The organism is Helicobacter pylori, from assembly GCF_003637685.1.
GTDB classification, from domain to species: domain Bacteria; phylum Campylobacterota; class Campylobacteria; order Campylobacterales; family Helicobacteraceae; genus Helicobacter; species Helicobacter pylori_CJ.
On the sequence record NZ_MVWW01000001.1, the window covers coordinates 175752 to 192950 of the forward strand.

The following is a 17199-nucleotide window of genomic DNA, read 5'->3' on the forward strand; positions in this document are numbered from 1 at the left end:
ACAAGCCAACAAAGTATAATTCAATCAAAAACACCACCCAAAGATAAAGACATGATTTTAAGTATTGAAAGTTCTTGCGATGACAGCTCTTTAGCCCTTACAAGAATAAAGGACGCCAAGCTTATCGCTCATTTTAAAATCTCTCAAGAAAAGCACCACAGCTCTTATGGGGGCGTTGTGCCTGAGCTTGCATCGCGCTTGCATGCTGAGAATTTGCCGCTTTTATTAGAACGCATTAAAATAAGCTTGAATAAGGATTTTTCCAAAATTAAAGCCATCGCTATCACCAATCAGCCAGGTTTGAGCGTTACTTTAATAGAAGGTTTGATGATGGCAAAAGCCTTGAGTTTGTCTTTGAATTTGCCCTTGATTTTAGAAGATCATTTGAGAGGGCATGTGTATTCGCTCTTTATCAATGAAAAACAAACCTGCATGCCTTTAAGCGTGCTCTTAGTCTCTGGGGGGCATTCTTTGATTTTAGAGGCTAGAGATTATGAAGACATTAAAATCGTTGCCGCAAGTTTAGACGATAGCTTTGGGGAGAGTTTTGATAAGGTTTCTAAAATGCTTGATTTAGGCTATCCAGGAGGCCCCATAGTGGAAAAATTAGCCCTTGATTATGCGCACCCAAACGAGCCTTTAATGTTTTCTATCCCTTTAAAAAACAGCCCGAATCTGGCTTTTAGCTTTTCAGGTTTAAAAAATGCGGTGCGTTTGGAGGTTGAAAAAAACGCCCCTAATTTGAACGATGAGGTAAAACAAAAGATTGGCTATCATTTTCAAAGCGCGGCTATTGAGCATTTAATCCAGCAGACTAAACGCTATTTTAAAATCAAACGCCCTAAAATTTTTGGCATTGTGGGGGGAGCGAGCCAAAATTTGGCTTTAAGAAAGGCGTTTGAAAATTTGTGCGTTGAGTTTGATTGCAAGCTTGTTTTAGCCCCTTTAGAATTTTGCAGCGACAATGCCGCCATGATAGGGCGATCAAGCCTAGAGGCTTATCAAAAAAAGTGCTTTGTCTCTTTAGAAAAGGCTAACATTTCGCCAAGAACACTGTTAAAAAGTTTTGAGTGAATGGATACAAAAAGAAAGCGCATGATAAAACGCCCTAAAATTTATCAATCTTTTATCTGTATTTGAGAGATTAAATTTGAATAAAAGCGCATTAAAACTGAATTAACGAGTAAGCAAAAAGCCTTGAAACGCTTGACGAGAATTGTTTTATTATGGGCAGATTATTAGATTAAATACGGATTAAATCTACAATTTTATAAAAAACCGCTATCATTTAAGCTAAATTTAATGATTATTGTATTATAGTTTTGTCACAGAAAAAAGGGGTTTACAAGATCCTTGAGAGTTGGTGACTCTTAAGGATCTGTATTTAGTGTAGTGGTGTTACGAGCACCATTAACCTGTCATGATTAGCTTCGTGCTTACTCTTTTCTTGTTTGGATTTTAGTGTGTTTCTTAGCATGCATTATTCTTCAAACCATTAGGTTGGTGGTTAATGGTTTCAAACATCTATTAAGGAGCACATGTTTTGAATTGTATCATGTAAAATATATTATTTAGTCTAGTCCCATTAAAATTAAGATATTAAGCATAAAATAGAATTTTTATAAATTCCTTATTTTAAGCTTAAGCTGAATTTTGGTGTATTTACTTGTAAAAAGCATAATTACAAGACACTGAGAAGAGCAGAGTTAATTCTATTAACAAGGTTTTTATAGCATTTAAAAATGCTAACGCATTCATTTCAAACGCTAAAGGCGTTTATAAGATTTCTGCATGAGACTAGGTTTAAATCTTTTTTAAACCTTTTTATTAAAAAAGCGTTTCAAGTTTAGTCAAATTTAATCTTATTTTTGTTATAATCCCAGGTTATTAAGTTTTAGTTTAAAGGGAAAAAATGCTCCGCTCTCTCTATAGCGCCACTTCAGGGATGCTTGCCCAACAAACGCATATTGACACCACTTCAAACAATATCGCTAATGTCAATACCACCGGGTTTAAAAAATCTCGTGCGGATTTTAACGATTTGTTTTACCAAGCGATGCAATACGCCGGCACCAACACAAGCAACACGACTTTATCGCCAGATGGCATGGAAGTGGGCTTAGGCGTGCGCCCTAGCGCGATCACTAAAATGTTTTCGCAAGGCAGCCCTAAAGAAACGGAAAACAATTTAGATGTCGCCATTACGGGTAAAGGCTTTTTTCAAGTCCAGCTACCTGATGGCACTACCGCTTATACAAGAAGCGGGAATTTCAAGCTAGACGAGCAGGGCAATCTTGTAACAAGCGAGGGCTATCTCCTCATCCCTCAAATCACTTTGCCTGAAGACACCACGCAAGTAAACATCGGTGTGGATGGCACGGTGAGCGTGACTCAAGGCTTGCAAACGACTTCTAATGTGATCGGGCAAATCACTTTGGCTAATTTTGTCAACCCAGCGGGGCTTCATTCTATGGGGGATAATTTGTTTTCCATCACCAACGCTAGCGGCGATGCGATTGTGGGCAATCCGGATTCTCAAGGCTTAGGCAAATTAAGGCAAGGCTTTTTGGAGCTTAGTAATGTGAGATTGGTAGAAGAAATGACGGATCTAATCACCGCTCAAAGGGCCTATGAAGCCAATTCTAAAAGTATTCAAACCGCTGACGCCATGCTCCAAACCGTCAATTCCCTCAAACGCTAATTGGAGCGGTGTCGTTATTCTTTAATTCTTGTGGCTAGGGTTTTTAAGTTTTTCAACACCGCTTTTTGGGTCATTGCTTGATTGGTGTTTTCCTTTCATGTAAAAAACAGCCAAAACAGCTAGACCAATGAGAATACAAAAAACAATAACCAGATACCATGTTTTATTGGTTTCATCCGCTTCTCGTTCTGCTTGTTATGCTTTCAATTTTTTGCGTAAAGTGGCGACCACAATGCATGCAGGCACGGTTATCCTATAAGCCGGCCCTGCAATATCAATCGCTGTCCATACGCCTGTAATGATCCAGCCAACAGGGCCTGTTAAAATGCTTAGCCCTCTTGTAAGAGCGGCATTTGCCCCTAGAGACAACTCTCTTTGAAAAATCGCCTTTATCACGGCGTTTGCAACAATTAAAGCTAATTGATAGGATTTGAAGCCCCCATTCTAAACAGCGTTAAAGCAGCTGTGCTTAGGGCTTGCTTGCCTAATTTATTGGTGTTTTTCACTCCTAATTCATCGCAAAGCTCTCTAATCTCCTCATCGCTCATTTTTTCCAAACTTTTTTGTAAAATGCTAGAAAGCATGTTTTCTTCAATCAAAGTTGTGTCAGATTTTTTGTTGTAATTGACTTTTAATTTATTTCACACTTCACACAAAATTTCTCTGTATAAAACCCTGTATCTCTCAACGCACTCGCAAAGCTATTATCCCCATAATGCTGCAATTCTTCAGCGATTCTTTCTGCGTATTTAGCGTAATCATTGCCATGTCTTTTGTATTCTTCTGAAAGCGTTAATCCTTCAGTAAATCTTTTTTCGCCATCTTTGTCATAAACAATCACATCAAACAAATCTTTCAAATCATTAGAGCTTAAGTGATTTAAAAATGCCAAGTCTTCATCACGCCTGTATGCCATGCAATCCCTTTAATTTTATTCCTACCGCTCGCTTCAAATCCCACCAACCCCCTCTTTTAGTGATTAGTGATTAGTGCATCATTTTTTAAAATCATGTTTAACGCCTAAAAGGCTTAAACACACCCGCTAACTGCGCATGAATATTGCGCTACAAATGCTAATGGGTTTTATTGATTTTGCAATCAGAGAATGATGATAATAGTTAAAATGTTTTGATACGCTTATCATTTTGGATACGATAAATTTGATTTGAAAGTAGGAAACTATTGATTTTTCTTTAGGTATAATTTAATGAAACGCTATTTTGATTTTTGGCACAAGAAACCCCCTCCTTTAACTCTCTAACCCTTACTTTTTATCGTTTTTATGTTCGTGGTTAGCGTTGCATTGATTAGCCTGGTTTTGGCTATTTTTTTGACAACTTTCGTTGTTTTGATTTTTAGCATCACCTTTTTGATTGTGGTTTTGATTACTGCAACTGTTACTCATCTTGTCTCCCTTAAATTAAAATAAAAACTAGATGCGTTTTCGCATCTAGGTCTCCATTCTATACCCTTTTCCCTAAAAAAAAGCTTAAATGGATTCTATTTGCAACGACTTCTTATCTTCACTGGCTTGCTGTGTTTTTAGGCGTAAAGTGGCGACCACAATGCATGCCGGTATGGTTACCCTATAAGCCGGCCCTGCAATATCAATCGCTGTCCATACGCCTGTAATGATCCAGCCAACAGGACCTGTTAAAAAGCTCAGAGTTCTTGTAAGCACTTGATTGCCCGCAAGCGATAAACCACGCCCTAGAATGGTTTTTGCGACAGCATTCGCAACAATGACCGCTAATTGATAAGATTTAAAGCCTCCCATTTTAAACAGCGTTAAAGTCGCCGCACTTAAGGCTTGTCTGTTTAAATTGTCAGTGTTTTTTATGGACAATTCATCGCACATTTCTTTCACTTCTTCATCATCCATTTCCTCTAAACTTCTTTCTAAGATTTTAGAAAGCATGTTTTGTTCAATTAAAGTCGTTTCAGTTTTCTTGTTGTAATTGACCTTTAATTTATCGCACACATCGCATAGAATCTCTTTGTATAAGACTCCTTCGCCTTTAATGAAACTCGCAAAACTATTGCTCCCATAGTATTGCAACTCTTCAGCGATTCTTTCTGCGTATTTAGCGTAATCATCGCCATGCCTTTTGTATTCTAGGGAGCTTGTGAGTTTTTCATTGTGTCTTTTTTCGCCGTCTTTACCAAAAACAAGCACCTCGAACAAATCCAATAAATCACTAGATTCCAATTGCTTTAAAAATTCCAAATCTCTATCATATTTGTATGCCATATTATTCCTTTATATTGTTTTATCACTTATTAAAAACAAACGACTTTTCACGCTCCATCGCTGTTTTTCTAAAGTGATTACTGATTTTAATATCATTTGTCTAAAACTACACTTAATATTCTAAAAAGGCTTAAGCTCAAAAACCCAACGCTCTTAAGATTGCTTTAAGGCATCAATTCTTTTAAACATTAAAGGGGGATTTTTATCCCCATTTTTTCTAACCTTTACTTTTTGCCCTTTTATTCAGGGTTATTAGGGGTTAAGCGATTTGGAGCGGTTGTTGCCATTCTTTAATTCTTGTGGCTAGGGTTTTTAAGTTTTTCAACACCGCTTTTTGGGTTATTGCTTGAATGGTGTTTCCCTTTCATGTCATAAAAAACAGCTAAAACACCTAGACCAATGATAAAAACATTAGCTAGAGTTCCATTGGTTTTATTTGCTTGGTGTGTTTCTTGGTGCAAAGATTTACCGGAGTTTGTTTCAATAGCATTAATAAGTTGTTCCATTTCCTTTCGTCTTTGATCCCCATGCATGACTAAACAGCACCAAACAGTCAGTATTACCCACAAAAAAAATGACTCTAAAATCAAAGAAATACCGAAAACTCCACCTCCTGAAAAAACAAAAGCAAAAATATTATAACCAAAAATGATCCAAAGAATAAAGCTGAATACAGCCGAAAAAATCCTATCTCTCAAGAAAAAAGCTACCCATGGAAAAAATACAGCTAATGTATAAATCACAACTTGCTCCTTTAATTTTACTTCTACCGCTCACTCAAATCCTACCAAACCCCTCTCTTAGTGATTAGTGATTAGTGATTAGTGATTAGTGATTAGTGCATCATTTTTTAATTTAGGCATAAAACGCCCTTAATTCAAGGGTTTTTGAGCGAGCTTTTTGCTCAAAGAATCCAAGATAGCGTTTAAAAATTTAGGGGTGTTAGGCTCAGCATAGAGTTTGCCAAGCTCTATGCATTCATTGATGATGATGGGGTTTTGTGTGGGCGTGAAGCCAATTTCATACGCTCCTAAGCGTAAAATCGCCTTTTCCATGCTCCCTAATCGCTTGAAATCCCAATCTTTTAAATGCGGTTCAATGAGGGCGTCAATCTCATTGATTTTTTCTAACACGCCATTAAAAAGGCTTAAGGCAAAAGCCAACTGGTTGTTTTTGATCTTTTTTTCTTCTAACATGCTGGAAGCGATTTTTTTAATTTCTTCATTACCGCTCTCAAACGCATACAACAATTCAACCACAGCCCCCCTGGCTTGAGTTCGTGTCGCCATTTTAACCCTTGAGAGTTTGGCACAAGCTCAACAATTCAATGAGGGTGCTCATCGCCTCAAAGCCCTTATTGCCGGCTTTACTGCCCGCTCTTTCAATCGCTTGTTCAATATTGTCTGTGGTAAGCACGCCAAAGCTTACCGGCATGCTGTATTTTAGCATCGCGCTGGCAATACCCTTAGTCGCTTCCGCGCTCACATAGTCAAAATGCGGAGTTCCCCCTCTAATAATGGCTCCTAAAACGCACACGCCATCGTATTTTTCGCTCTCTAACAATTTGTCTAAAATCAAAGGCAATTCATAAGCCCCAGGCACCAGCACGAGATCTAAAAGATCCTCATCGCCTCCATGCCTTTTAAAGCAATCCATCGCCCCTTCTTTTAATCTGTCTGTGATGATATGATTGAAGCGCGATGTTAAAATAGCGATTTTTTCATTCCCTTGTAATTGCAATTTCCCTTCTATGATTCGCATGAAATTCCTTTAAAATAAATTTTGAATTTTTAACATGTCGGTTACTAAGTGTTCTAGCTCGTCAGGTTTGAGCATGTTCGCCCCATCGCTTAGGGCGTTTTTAGGATCAACATGCGTTTCAGCGAACAACCCATCAATCCCCACCGCAGCCGCCGCTCTCGCTAAAATAGGGGCAAAAGAGCTGTCTCCTGAACTTTTCCCGTTCGCGCCCCCTGGCATTTGCACGCTATGGGTAGCGTCAAAAATCACAGGGGCAAACTCTCGCATGATTTTTAAAGAGCGCATATCCACCACTAAATTCCCATACCCAAAGCTGCTCCCCCTTTCACACAACCACACGCCATTTTTTAACGCCGTTTCATAAGTGGGGCTTTGAATGCTTTTATCCCTTGTTTTAAGGGCTTTTAAGACAGAATATTGCATGTCTTTTGGGTTCATGAATTGCCCTTTTTTGATATTGACAATAGCGTTAGTTTGGCTCACTTCTACAATCAGATCCGTTTGGCGGCACAAAAACGCCGGAATTTGTAAAATATCCGCTACTTTGGCTGCCACGCTTGCTTGATAGCTCTCATGCACATCGGTTAAGATTTTATAACCAAATTCATCTTTGATGGTTTGCAACATTTCTAAGCCTTTTTCTAAACCAGGCCCTCTGTAACTCTCTAAACTCGTGCGGTTAGCCTTATCAAAACTCGCTTTAAAATAAAAATCCAACCGCTCGTTGTTGGCTAGGGGTTGCAATTTAATGGCGATACTTCTTAAATTTTCTAAGCTCTCAATGACGCATGGCCCAGCGATTAAAACGGATTTAGGGGTTTTTGTGTTAGAAGTTTTCATGACTTATCCTTTGTTTAATGGTTTCTTCAATCGGCTCAAAAAAATGGCTTTCAAAATTATAATTATAAATCCTGCCTGTTTCTATGATATAGTGCCAACCAAAAATTTTTAATTCGTTATCCATCACTCTTTCTTGGATAAAATCATAGCTTAAGAGGTTGTTGAGTTGCAAGCGCACGTTCAAACGCTCTGTAAGCCATGAACGCTTGGCGAAATGGTTGCTGAATTGTGGGTGGTTTTTTAATTCTTCTTTAATAGGCTCTAAAAATTGTATCCAGTTTGCAATGTAAGGGGTTTTAGCTTTGGTGGTTTCATCATGGATTAAATGAATGCTCCCACAAGCCCCACAATTACTATGCCCGCAAATAATAATATTTTGAATACCCACATGCGCAATAGCGTATTCAATGCTCGCAATGGTAGAAAGGGATTCTTTATAGCTTGTTTTAGGGGGGATCACATTGCCCATGTTGCGGATCACATACAATTCGCCCGGCTTGGTGCCAGTGATTAGATTAGGCACGACTCGTGAATCCACGCAAGAAATGAACAAAGTGTGGGGCTTTTGCTTAGTCTTTAAACTCTCATAAAGCTCTTTAAGCTCTTCATATTCATTCTCTTGAAACTCTAACGCTCCTAAAAACGCTTTCACTCTTTAACCCTTAAATCTCATTTTCTTAAACTTGGTTTTCATTTTAAAACGCTTATCATAGCTAAAATTCTTCCATTTCTTTTTGTTATAATGGCGTTATTTTACACTTTAAAGGGCTTTCATGCAATTATGTGTCGCATTGGATTTAGAAAAAAAAGAGGACAACCTTTCTTTATTACAAGAATTAAAAGGCTTAGATTTATGGGCTAAGGTGGGGCTTAGATCTTTTATAAGAGACGGGGCTGTTTTTTTAGATGAAATCAGAAAGATTGATGAAAATTTTAAGATCTTTTTGGATTTGAAGCTCTATGATATTCCTTATACTATGGCAAATGCCGCACTAGAATGCGCAAAATTAGACATTGACATGCTCACCGTGCATTTAAGCAGCGCTAAAAGCGCGCTAACCATTTTAATGCAACGCTTAAACGCTCTTAAAAAACGCCCCTTGATCATGGGCGTGAGCGCTTTAACCAGCTTTAGCGAAGAGGAATTTTTGATGGTGTATAACGCCCCTTTAAAAACTCAAGCGATTAAATTGAGCGCTATGGGCAAAGAGAGCGGGATTGATGGGGTGGTGTGTTCGGTGTTTGAAAGCTTAGCGATTAAAGAGGCTTTAGGTAAGGATTTTTTGACTTTAACCCCTGGCATAAGGCTGGATAAAAACGATAAAGAAGATCAAGAACGAGTGGCGAACGCTAAAGAAGCTAAACAAAATTTGAGCGATTTTATCGTGGTGGGCCGCCCCATTTATCAAGCTAAAGAGCCTAGAGAAGTGGTTTTAGAGCTTTTGAAGGATTGTTGAATGCGCGTGTTAGAAACGATTGCTGCTTTAAGAGAATATCGTAAAAGTTTGAAAGAAAGCGTGGGGTTTGTGCCGACTATGGGGGCTTTACACAAAGGGCATCAAAGCTTGATAGAAAGGAGTTTGAAAGAAAATCCCCACACGATTGTAAGCGTTTTTGTCAATCCCACGCAATTTGGGGCTAATGAAGATTTTAGCGCTTACCCGCGTCCTTTAGAAAAGGATTTGGCTTTATGTGAAAGATTGGGCGTTAATGCGGTGTTTGTGCCTAAAATTGACGAAATGTATCCCTATGAAGCAGAGCAACACCTAAAACTCTACGCCCCTACATTTTTATCCCACTCTTTGGAGGGAGCGGTGCGTAAGGGGCATTTTGATGGGGTGGTTCAGGTCGTGTTAAAATTGTTCCATCTTATCAATCCCACTAGAGCGTATTTTGGTAAAAAGGACGCCCAACAGCTTTTAATCATCCAGCATTTAGTTAAAGATTTGCTTTTGGACATTGAAATAGCACCATGCGAGATCGTGCGCGATAGCGATCATTTGGCTTTAAGCTCTAGGAATGTGTATTTGAATACCACAGAAAGAAAACAAGCCCTAGCCATTCCAAAAGCTTTAGAAAATATCCAGCAAGCCATAGACAAGGGCGAAAAAGCGTGCGAAAAACTGAAAAAACTAGGGCTTGAAATTTTAAAGAATTTAGAAGTGGATTATTTGGAATGTTGTAACCACAAGCTAGAGCCTTTAAAAACCATAGAGCCGGCTAACACGCTAGTTTTAGTGGCGGCTCGTGTGGGTAAAACCAGGCTTTTAGATAATTTGTGGGTGTAGTTTGGAATTTTTGTGGCGACCCTTGAAAGATTTGAACTTCCGTTTCCACCGTGAAAGGGTGGTATCCTTGGCCACTAGATGAAAGGGTCATTTTTAACGATTAACTATTATATGAAAAAGCGTAGGAAATGATTTTAAAAGCGTTTGGTGGCGGAGCGGACGGGACTCGAACCCGCGACCCCCTGCGTGACAGGCAGATATTCTAACCAGCTGAACTACCGCTCCCTATCAAAACCCCATAGCCTAAAAACGCATGCTTGAAGCTAAGTCAAAAATGGTGGTCGCTATAAGACTCGAACTTATGACATCTACCTTGTAAGGGTAGCGCTCTACCAACTGAGCTAAGCGACCACAACATTGAGATAAAATCCAACTAAATCTATATTAAAAGAGTGGTGACTCCTAGGGGATTTGAACCCCTGTAACCACCGTGAAAGGGTGGTATCCTAACCACTAGATGAAGGAGCCACTACGCTCAAATGGTGACCCGTGTTGGATTTGAACCAACGGCCCATTCCTTAAAAGGGAATTGCTCTACCAGCTGAGCTAACGGGTCTCACAAAAAGATAATGATACAATTTTTTTTAACGCTTGTCAAGAATAACTGAAAAATATTGCGGTTTTCATAGAAACGACACGCTCTCAAAACGGCATGGGTAACAAATATTACGCTTAAAACTTGGTTGCGTTTAATGCCATAAGAATCACAATAGATTCCATGCGTTTTTGTTGTTGGTTAGTATTAGTTTTTAAGGTTTTAAAAAATGCTTTTAGCGTTTTTAGGCTCTAATAATTAATGCCTAATGAGAACAGAGCCTTATGATTTTATAGCAAATAAAAGCCCACTAAACACAGACCTAAGATAAAGAAAAAGGCTAACTAAAAACATAGCGGATAAGAGTTGCGTTATTCCTCTGTCTGTTGGGGTGTTGTTTGTGTTTGTCTATCAAAGCTGGAAAGTCCAAGCGTCTTTGTTGGTTTGTATTTCTATTTTTCTCATTATTACACTTTGAGAAAAGCCCTTCATGATTTTTTCAAATTCACTTTAAGAACGCTTGAATTTTGGGGTATCAAGGGCTGTTAGAATAGCTAAAAATCATCGCAGATAAGGATAATGAAAATAAGTTTTAAAATAAAATTTAAAACACTAAAACAAATTAACTCAATTTTTTGAAACAATGAAAGAACATTCAAGTTAAAAATTTTATTTGTTATTAAAAATACTGAATGGATTTGAAAAGTTGCGTGTTTTATTGTCAAGACGAGCGGTTTTATCAAACCAAAAGCACCCCCCAAAAAGAGAGAGTTTTAGAAAAAAAGGGGGGATTTTAAAAGCAGATTATACTAAAAAGCAAAGGGGCTTACATCATGCCACCCATGCCTCCCATTCCGCCCATGCCACCCATATCAGGCATTGCTGGGGCCGCTTTTTCTTCTTTGATTTCATGCACGGTGGCTTCTGTGGTTAAAAGCAGGCTTGAAACCGAAACCGCATTTTGTAAAGCGATCCTTTCTACTTTTAAGGGGTCAATAATGCCTTCTTTAAACATATCCACATACTTGCCATTGCTAGCGTTAAAACCAAAATGCCCTTCGTGTTTTTGCACTTCATTCACGACCACACCGCCATCATAACCGGCATTGATAGCGATTTGAGCTAGTGGGGCTTTAATGGCGCGCATAATGATTTCATAGCCCACTTTTTCATCATCGTGTAAATTCAAATGCACTTTTTGAGCCGCGCGAATAAGAGCCGCACCGCCGCCAATCACAATGCCTTCTTCAACCGCCGCTTTAGTCGCGCTTAACGCATCATCCACCCGGTCTTTTTTCTCTTTCATTTCCACTTCACTCGCAGCGCCCACTTTAATCACAGCCACACCGCCAGAGAGTTTAGCCAACCTTTCTTGCAATTTTTCTTTGTCATAATCGCTTGTCGTGCTTGCAATTTGGGTTTTGATTTGCGCGACTCTGTCTTTAACATCATCGCTATGGCCTTTGCCATCTACGATCGTGGTGTTGTCTTTGTCAATCACAATCCTTCCGGCTTTGCCTAAAAACTCCACTTCAGCGTTTTCTAGACTCAAGCCTAATTCTTCGCTAATGACTTGACCGCCGGTTAAAATAGCGATGTCTTTTAGCATTTCTTTTCTTCTGTCCCCAAAGCCTGGAGCTTTAACCGCTGCGATATTCAACACGCCTCTTAATTTATTCACCACTAGAGTCGTTAAAGCTTCGCCCTCAATGTCTTCAGCGATGATTAAAAGCGGTTTGCCCTCTTTCATGGTTTTTTCCAATAGCGGGAGGATGTCTTTCATGCTAGAGATTTTTTTATCCGTTAAAAGGATGTAAGCGTTATCCAATTGAGCGGTCATTTTCTCAGCGTTCGTTACAAAATAAGGGGAGAGATAGCCTCTATCAAATTGCATGCCCTCTACGACATCTAATTCGTCTTCAATGCCCTTAGCTTCTTCAACGGTGATCACGCCGTCTTTACCCACTTTTTCCATAGCGTCAGCGATGAGTTTCCCAATATTGTGATCCGAGTTGGCAGAAATGGTCGCTACTTGGGTGATTTCTTCTTTACCGCCCACTTTTTTGCTAGCTTTTTTAAGCTCATTAATGATCGCTTCAGCGGCTTTATCCATGCCTCGTTTCACTTCAATAGGGTTAGCCCCAGCCGTGATATTCCTCAACCCTTCTTTAAAAATGCTATAAGCCAGCACGGTCGCTGTGGTCGTGCCATCGCCGGCAGCATCAGCGGTTTTGCTCGCTACTTCTTTAACGAGTTGAGCGCCCATGTTAGCCACCGGGCAACTTAATTCAATCTCTTTAGCCACGCTCACGCCATCTTTGGTGATGCTTGGAGCGCCATAGCTTTTTTGGATCAACACATTCCTACCTCTTGGCCCCATGGTAACTTTAACAGCGTCATGAAGTTGTCTCACGCCTTCAAATAGAAGGTTTCTTGCGCTATCTGAAAATTTAATTTCTTTTGCCATTTTGTATCCTTAATAATAATGTTTTTAGTGTTTTTTGTGATCATGACAGCAAGCTTCGGCATGCTTGTGATCTTTATGATCATGGCTATTGGCATGACAGCAAGATCCTGAGCTCACGATACCTAGAATGTCTTCTAGTTCTAGAACCATGTATTCAGTGCCGTCTAAAACGATTTCTGCGCCTTTGTATTTGCCAAAAGCGATCACATCGCCTTCTTTAACGCATTTGCAACCCTCACTGATTTTATGGCTAACGGCTTTGATTACGCCCATTAAAGGCTTTTCTTTAGCGTTATCAGGGATGATGATGCCTGAACTGGTTTTGTTCTCTTCTTCAAGTCTTTCTACTAAGACCCTTTCTCCTAATGGTTGAAACTTCATTTCAGTTCTCCTAAGTTTTGATAAATAAAATAGAAATTTAGCGCTTATTGTTATTAAGCGACATAACTATAGCGCATTTTTAGGGATAAGTCAAGCCATAAAAACAAAGATAAGATTATAAGTATAAGGATTTATTAGTCTATTTGTATCAAGTTTTATTAGTTCAAAAATATAAGGATTAGAAAAAGGGGGCGTTATCAACAAAGATTTTATTTATTGAGTATAATCCCTTTTGAGAAAGTCAAACCAAAAAAACTCATTAAAGAAAGCAAGAAAAATGATTCTTAAAAGTTCCATTGATCGCCTTTTGCAAACGATAGATATTGTAGAAGTCATCAGCTCTTATGTGGATTTGAGGAAGTCAGGTTCTAGCTACATGGCTTGTTGCCCGTTTCATGAAGAAAGGAGCGCGAGTTTTAGCGTCAATCAAGTTAAAGGGTTTTACCATTGCTTTGGGTGTGGGGCGAGCGGGGATAGCATTAAATTTGTGATGGCGTTTGAAAAGCTTTCGTTTGTGGAAGCGCTTGAGAAATTAGCCCACCGATTCAATATAACTTTAGAGTATGACAAAGGCGCTTATTACGATCATAAAGAAGATTACCACCTTTTAGAAATGGTGAGTTCGTTGTATCAAGAAGAGCTTTTTAACGCCCCGTTTTTTTTGAATTATTTGCAAAAAAGAGGGCTTAGCATGGAGAGTATCAAAGCGTTTAAATTAGGCTTATGCACGAATAGAATTGATTACGGCATTGAAAATAAAGGCTTGAATAGGGGCAAATTGATTGAATTGGGCGTGCTAGGCAAGAGCGATAACGATCAGAAAACCTATTTGCGCTTTTTGGATCGCATCATGTTCCCTATTTATAGCCCTAGCGCTCAAGTGGTGGGTTTTGGAGGGCGCACCTTAAAAGAAAAAGCGGCCAAGTATATCAATTCGCCCCAAAATAAGCTTTTTGATAAATCCAGTTTGCTCTATGGCTATCATTTGGCTAAAGAACACATCTATAAACAAAAACAAGTCATTGTAACAGAGGGGTATTTGGATGTGATTTTATTGCACCAGGCGGGTTTTAAAAACGCCATAGCCACGCTTGGGACAGCTTTAACGCCATCGCATTTGCCTTTGCTTAAAAAAGGAGAGCCAGAAATCCTTTTAAGCTATGATGGGGATAAAGCAGGGCGGAATGCGGCTTATAAAGCGAGCTTGATGTTGGCTAAAGAGCAAAGGAAAGGGGGGGTGGTTTTGTTTGAAAACAACCTAGACCCTGCGGATATGATCGCTAATAACCAGATTGAAACCTTAAAAAATTGGCTATCGCGCCCCATGGCTTTTATTGAATTTGTTTTAAGGCACATGGCGGGTTCCTATCTTTTAGACGATCCTTTAGAAAAAGATAAGGCTCTTAAAGAAATGTTAGGGTTTTTGAAAAACTTTTCCTTGCTTTTACAAAGCGAATACAAGCCCTTAATCGCTACCCTTTTGCAAGCGCCTTTGCATGTTTTAGGGATTAGAGAGCGAGTCTCTTTTCAGCCTTTTTACCCCAAAACAGAAAAACCCAATCGCCCTCAAAAGTTTGTGCATGTTTCTAATGTGCTCAGTTTGGAATTTTTAGAAAAATTAGTGATCCGCTATCTTTTAGAAGACAGAAGTTTGTTGGATTTAGCGGTGGGTTATATCCATAGTGGGGTATTCTTGCATAAAAAACAAGAATTTGACGCTTTGTGTCAAGAAAAATTAGACGACCCTAAATTAGTTGCGTTATTATTAGATGCGGATTTACCCCTAAAAAAAGGAGGGTTTGAAAAGGAATTGCGTTTGTTGATTTTGTGCTATTTTGAGCGGCAACTCAAGGAAATCCCTAAAAGCTCGCTCCCGTTTAGCGAAAAAATGATCTGTTTGAAAAAGGCTCGCCAAGCCATTATGAAATTAAAACAAGGAGAATTAGTCGCCATATGAAAAAAATAAAAGCTTTAGCCTTATTTAGTGGGGGGTTGGATAGTTTGTTGTCCATGAAATTGCTCATTGATCAAGGCATTGAGGTAACCGCCTTACACTTCAATATAGGGTTTGGGGGGAATAAAGATAAAAGAGAGTATTTTGAAAACGCCACCGCGCAAATCGGGGCTAAGCTCTTGGTGTGCGATATTAGAGAGCAGTTTTTTAACGATGTGTTGTTCAAGCCCAAATACGGCTATGGGAAATATTTCAACCCTTGCATTGACTGCCATGCCAATATGTTTAGGAACGCTTTTTATAAAATGCTTGAATTGAATGCGGATTTTGTTTTGAGCGGGGAAGTGCTAGGGCAACGCCCTAAATCCCAAAGGAAAGAAGCGCTCAATCAGGTGAGGAAATTAGTCAGAGAGGTGGGCGAAGAGGCTCGTTTTGATCCTATTTTAGACCGAACGCAAGCAAGCGATAAAAAGCCGCAATTTTTAGACGAATTGCTCTTAAGGCCCATGAGCGCTAAACTTTTAGAGCCTACTTTCATGGAAAAAAAGGGTTTTGTTGATAGAGAAAAGCTTTTAGATGTGAGTGGCAGGGGGCGCACTAGGCAATTGCAAATGATCAAAGATTACGGCTTGAAATATTATGAAAAACCAGGTGGGGGGTGCTTGCTTACGGATATTCAAGTGAGTAATAAGATTAAGAATTTGAAAGAATACAGAGAAATGGTGTTTGAAGACAGCGTGATTGTCAAAATCGGGCGCTATTTTGTTTTACCCCATAACGCTCGCTTGGTGGTGGCAAGGAATGAAGAAGAAAACCATAAGTTGGATATTCAACACCCCTTAATGGATAAGATTGAATTACTAGGCTGTAAAGGCCCTTTGAGTTTGGTGGATAAGAATGCGAGTCAAGAAGATAAAGAATTGGCCGGTCGTATCGCTTTAGGCTATGCTAAGACTTTAAAAAATCAAGCTTATCTCATTCAAATAGGGAATGAAAAACGCGAGCTTTACCCTTTGGATAAAGAGAGCGCTAGGGAGTATTTGTTCGCTTGAAAGGGAGTTTTTTTGAGAATTTTAGGGGTTTTCTTTTATGCTATAATGGAAAAAGCTCTAATCATTAAGCTATTTGCTAGGAGGTTTGCATGCAAGAGTTTTTAGGTTTTGGTGTGGTGGGGAATTTTGCAGGGCATTTGGAGCAAGCAGGAGAGAGTCATAGTTTTATTAACATGAAAAGCGAAGAAAAGGACGCCCCTAAGGGGTTGTTCCCTTTTTATATCCCGTATGAGAATTGCTATTTGGGGCGTTGTTGCATTGATAACCATAAGATTATTTTGCCAAATGATCCAAATTTAAGGGTGCAAGCAGAGCCAGAAATCGCTTTAGAATGCGATGTTAAGTATGATGAAAAACATTTGGTAACCAAGCTTGTACCTAATTTTTTCATGGCGTTTAATGACGCTTCTGTGCGTAATTTAGAAGCCACAAAGCTCTCCCAAAAAAAGAATTTTTCACCGGCTTCTAAAGGTATAGGGCAGAAATTGCCTATTGATAGGTTTGTTTATGGGGGGGTGTGTAACAATTTCTCTATCGCGTCTTTTTTGAAATACAATCATGTTTGGCACATTTATGGGGAAAACAGCAAATTGCTCAAATACGAATTTTTTTATCAAAAACTCTTAGACTGGATCAAAGACCAACTAAACCACCAACAAGATGGCGATTCTTTAGAGGCTTTAAGGCCTTTTTTAGAGCGCCATAATTTCCCTACCAAAATGATTTTTGCGATTGGGGCTACCCCTTATATGCCTTTTGCGCAAGAGCATTTTTTACAAAAAGGCGATGAGGTGGTGATTGTTGCTTACAACCATTTACAATATAGTTTTGAAAAGATTCAAAGCCTCTTAGAAGAAGACACCCTACAAACCAAAGAACACACTAATCTTTCTTATGTCTATCAAATCGTAGAATAGTAAGGCTTTTACCTCTTCAGCTTTGCTTTTTTACCCTTTCAAAGATCAAATG

The 17199-nt window shown here is 39.2% G+C and carries 15 protein-coding genes, 5 tRNA genes and 2 pseudogenes; 7 read left to right on the forward strand and 15 right to left on the reverse strand.

Annotation, left to right across the window (positions count from 1 at the left end):
- The first annotated feature begins 51 nt into the window (after positions 1–51).
- Positions 52–1074 carry a tRNA (adenosine(37)-N6)-threonylcarbamoyltransferase complex transferase subunit TsaD gene (gene tsaD, locus EAL44_RS00825; RefSeq protein ID WP_121073694.1) on the forward strand — a complete coding sequence of 341 codons (1023 nt, stop codon included), beginning with the start codon at positions 52–54 and terminating at the stop codon, positions 1072–1074.
- A gap of 838 nt (positions 1075–1912) precedes the next feature.
- Positions 1913–2701: a flagellar basal-body rod protein FlgG gene (flgG, locus tag EAL44_RS00830; RefSeq protein ID WP_000946437.1), complete on the forward strand. Its 789-nt coding sequence runs from the start codon at positions 1913–1915 to the stop codon at positions 2699–2701.
- Positions 2702–2896: 195 nt separating this feature from the next.
- Here flgG and EAL44_RS07920 read toward each other — a convergent pair.
- From EAL44_RS07920 to EAL44_RS00875, 8 genes and pseudogenes are all read right to left on the reverse strand, one after another.
- Positions 2897–3617 (reverse strand): annotated as a pseudogene (locus EAL44_RS07920) (YaaW family protein).
- 348 nt (positions 3618–3965) lie between these two features.
- Positions 3966–4106, reverse strand: coding sequence for a hypothetical protein (locus EAL44_RS07815; protein WP_000071328.1), 141 nt, complete (start codon positions 4104–4106; stop codon positions 3966–3968).
- An 84-nt stretch (positions 4107–4190) separates the two neighbouring features.
- A complete protein-coding gene (locus EAL44_RS00850; RefSeq protein ID WP_000323713.1) occupies positions 4191–4952 on the reverse strand; it encodes a YaaW family protein in 762 nt (253 codons plus the stop codon).
- 252 nt (positions 4953–5204) lie between these two features.
- A pseudogene (locus tag EAL44_RS00855) lies at positions 5205–5695 on the reverse strand (flagellar biosynthesis protein FlgG).
- 129 nt (positions 5696–5824) lie between these two features.
- Entirely contained in the window at positions 5825–6241 is a 417-nt protein-coding gene (nusB, locus tag EAL44_RS00860) for a transcription antitermination factor NusB (protein WP_000235739.1), read from the reverse strand.
- Position 6242: 1 nt separating this feature from the next.
- The gene (gene ribH, locus EAL44_RS00865) at positions 6243–6713 is read right to left on the reverse strand and encodes a 6,7-dimethyl-8-ribityllumazine synthase (RefSeq protein ID WP_100959879.1); all 471 of its coding nucleotides are present in this window, start codon (positions 6711–6713) and stop codon (positions 6243–6245) included.
- A gap of 9 nt (positions 6714–6722) precedes the next feature.
- Positions 6723–7553: a 3-deoxy-8-phosphooctulonate synthase gene (kdsA, locus tag EAL44_RS00870; protein WP_120833823.1), complete on the reverse strand. Its 831-nt coding sequence runs from the start codon at positions 7551–7553 to the stop codon at positions 6723–6725.
- Entirely contained in the window at positions 7540–8205 is a 666-nt protein-coding gene (locus EAL44_RS00875; RefSeq protein WP_121073700.1) for a carbonic anhydrase, read from the reverse strand. Before EAL44_RS00875 ends, kdsA begins: the two co-directional genes overlap by 14 nt.
- 121 nt (positions 8206–8326) lie before the next feature.
- Here EAL44_RS00875 and pyrF point away from each other — a divergent pair, with 121 nt between their 5' ends.
- Both pyrF and panC read left to right on the forward strand, forming a co-directional pair.
- On the forward strand, positions 8327–9010 hold the full coding sequence (pyrF, locus tag EAL44_RS00880; RefSeq protein ID WP_121053892.1) for an orotidine-5'-phosphate decarboxylase: 684 nt from the start codon (positions 8327–8329) through the stop codon (positions 9008–9010).
- Positions 9011–9841, forward strand: a complete 831-nt coding sequence (gene panC, locus EAL44_RS00885) for a pantoate--beta-alanine ligase (protein WP_121073703.1) — start codon at positions 9011–9013, stop codon at positions 9839–9841.
- Positions 9842–9854: 13 nt separating this feature from the next.
- Here panC and EAL44_RS00890 read toward each other — a convergent pair.
- The 7 genes from EAL44_RS00890 to groES form a co-directional block, all read right to left on the reverse strand.
- Positions 9855–9930: transfer RNA gene (locus EAL44_RS00890), tRNA-Glu, on the reverse strand.
- 59 nt (positions 9931–9989) lie between these two features.
- Positions 9990–10066: transfer RNA gene (locus EAL44_RS00895), tRNA-Asp, on the reverse strand.
- Positions 10067–10116: 50 nt separating this feature from the next.
- Positions 10117–10192: transfer RNA gene (locus EAL44_RS00900), tRNA-Val, on the reverse strand.
- Positions 10193–10234: 42 nt separating this feature from the next.
- Positions 10235–10309 (reverse strand) — tRNA-Glu (locus EAL44_RS00905).
- Positions 10310–10321: 12 nt separating this feature from the next.
- A tRNA-Lys gene (locus tag EAL44_RS00910) sits at positions 10322–10397 on the reverse strand.
- An 805-nt stretch (positions 10398–11202) separates the two neighbouring features.
- Positions 11203–12843 (reverse strand): chaperonin GroEL, encoded by a 1641-nt coding sequence (groL, locus tag EAL44_RS00915; protein WP_001040281.1) that lies wholly within the window; start codon positions 12841–12843, stop codon positions 11203–11205.
- A 24-nt stretch (positions 12844–12867) separates the two neighbouring features.
- Positions 12868–13224 carry a co-chaperone GroES gene (gene groES / locus EAL44_RS00920; protein WP_039087060.1) on the reverse strand — a complete coding sequence of 119 codons (357 nt, stop codon included), beginning with the start codon at positions 13222–13224 and terminating at the stop codon, positions 12868–12870.
- Between the two features lie 277 nt (positions 13225–13501).
- Here groES and dnaG point away from each other — a divergent pair, with 277 nt between their 5' ends.
- The 3 genes from dnaG to EAL44_RS00940 all read left to right on the forward strand — a co-directional run bounded on the left by dnaG (position 13502) and on the right by EAL44_RS00940 (position 17147).
- Positions 13502–15181 (forward strand): DNA primase, encoded by a 1680-nt coding sequence (gene dnaG / locus EAL44_RS00930; protein WP_121073705.1) that lies wholly within the window; start codon positions 13502–13504, stop codon positions 15179–15181.
- Positions 15178–16230: an MnmA/TRMU family protein gene (locus EAL44_RS00935; RefSeq protein ID WP_121073708.1), complete on the forward strand. Its 1053-nt coding sequence runs from the start codon at positions 15178–15180 to the stop codon at positions 16228–16230. Before dnaG ends, EAL44_RS00935 begins: the two co-directional genes overlap by 4 nt.
- An 89-nt stretch (positions 16231–16319) precedes the next feature.
- Positions 16320–17147, forward strand: coding sequence for a DUF5718 family protein (locus EAL44_RS00940; protein ID WP_121073711.1), 828 nt, complete (start codon positions 16320–16322; stop codon positions 17145–17147).
- Positions 17148–17199 lie beyond the last annotated feature (52 nt).

Bases quoted from the DNA above. Each gene is read 5' to 3' on its own strand.
- tsaD (WP_121073694.1), top strand. From the start codon at position 52: ATGATTTTAAGTATTGAAAGTTCTTGCGATGACAGCTCTTTAGCCCTT.
- flgG (WP_000946437.1), top strand. From the start codon at position 1,913: ATGCTCCGCTCTCTCTATAGCGCCACTTCAGGGATGCTTGCCCAACAA.
- EAL44_RS07815 (WP_000071328.1), bottom strand. From the start codon at position 4,106: ATGAGTAACAGTTGCAGTAATCAAAACCACAATCAAAAAGGTGATGCT.
- EAL44_RS00850 (WP_000323713.1), bottom strand. From the start codon at position 4,952: ATGGCATACAAATATGATAGAGATTTGGAATTTTTAAAGCAATTGGAA.
- nusB (WP_000235739.1), bottom strand. From the start codon at position 6,241: ATGGCGACACGAACTCAAGCCAGGGGGGCTGTGGTTGAATTGTTGTAT.
- ribH (WP_100959879.1), bottom strand. From the start codon at position 6,713: ATGCGAATCATAGAAGGGAAATTGCAATTACAAGGGAATGAAAAAATC.
- kdsA (WP_120833823.1), bottom strand. From the start codon at position 7,553: ATGAAAACTTCTAACACAAAAACCCCTAAATCCGTTTTAATCGCTGGG.
- pyrF (WP_121053892.1), top strand. From the start codon at position 8,327: ATGCAATTATGTGTCGCATTGGATTTAGAAAAAAAAGAGGACAACCTT.
- panC (WP_121073703.1), top strand. From the start codon at position 9,011: ATGCGCGTGTTAGAAACGATTGCTGCTTTAAGAGAATATCGTAAAAGT.
- groL (WP_001040281.1), bottom strand. From the start codon at position 12,843: ATGGCAAAAGAAATTAAATTTTCAGATAGCGCAAGAAACCTTCTATTT.
- groES (WP_039087060.1), bottom strand. From the start codon at position 13,224: ATGAAGTTTCAACCATTAGGAGAAAGGGTCTTAGTAGAAAGACTTGAA.
- dnaG (WP_121073705.1), top strand. From the start codon at position 13,502: ATGATTCTTAAAAGTTCCATTGATCGCCTTTTGCAAACGATAGATATT.
- EAL44_RS00935 (WP_121073708.1), top strand. From the start codon at position 15,178: ATGAAAAAAATAAAAGCTTTAGCCTTATTTAGTGGGGGGTTGGATAGT.
- EAL44_RS00940 (WP_121073711.1), top strand. From the start codon at position 16,320: ATGCAAGAGTTTTTAGGTTTTGGTGTGGTGGGGAATTTTGCAGGGCAT.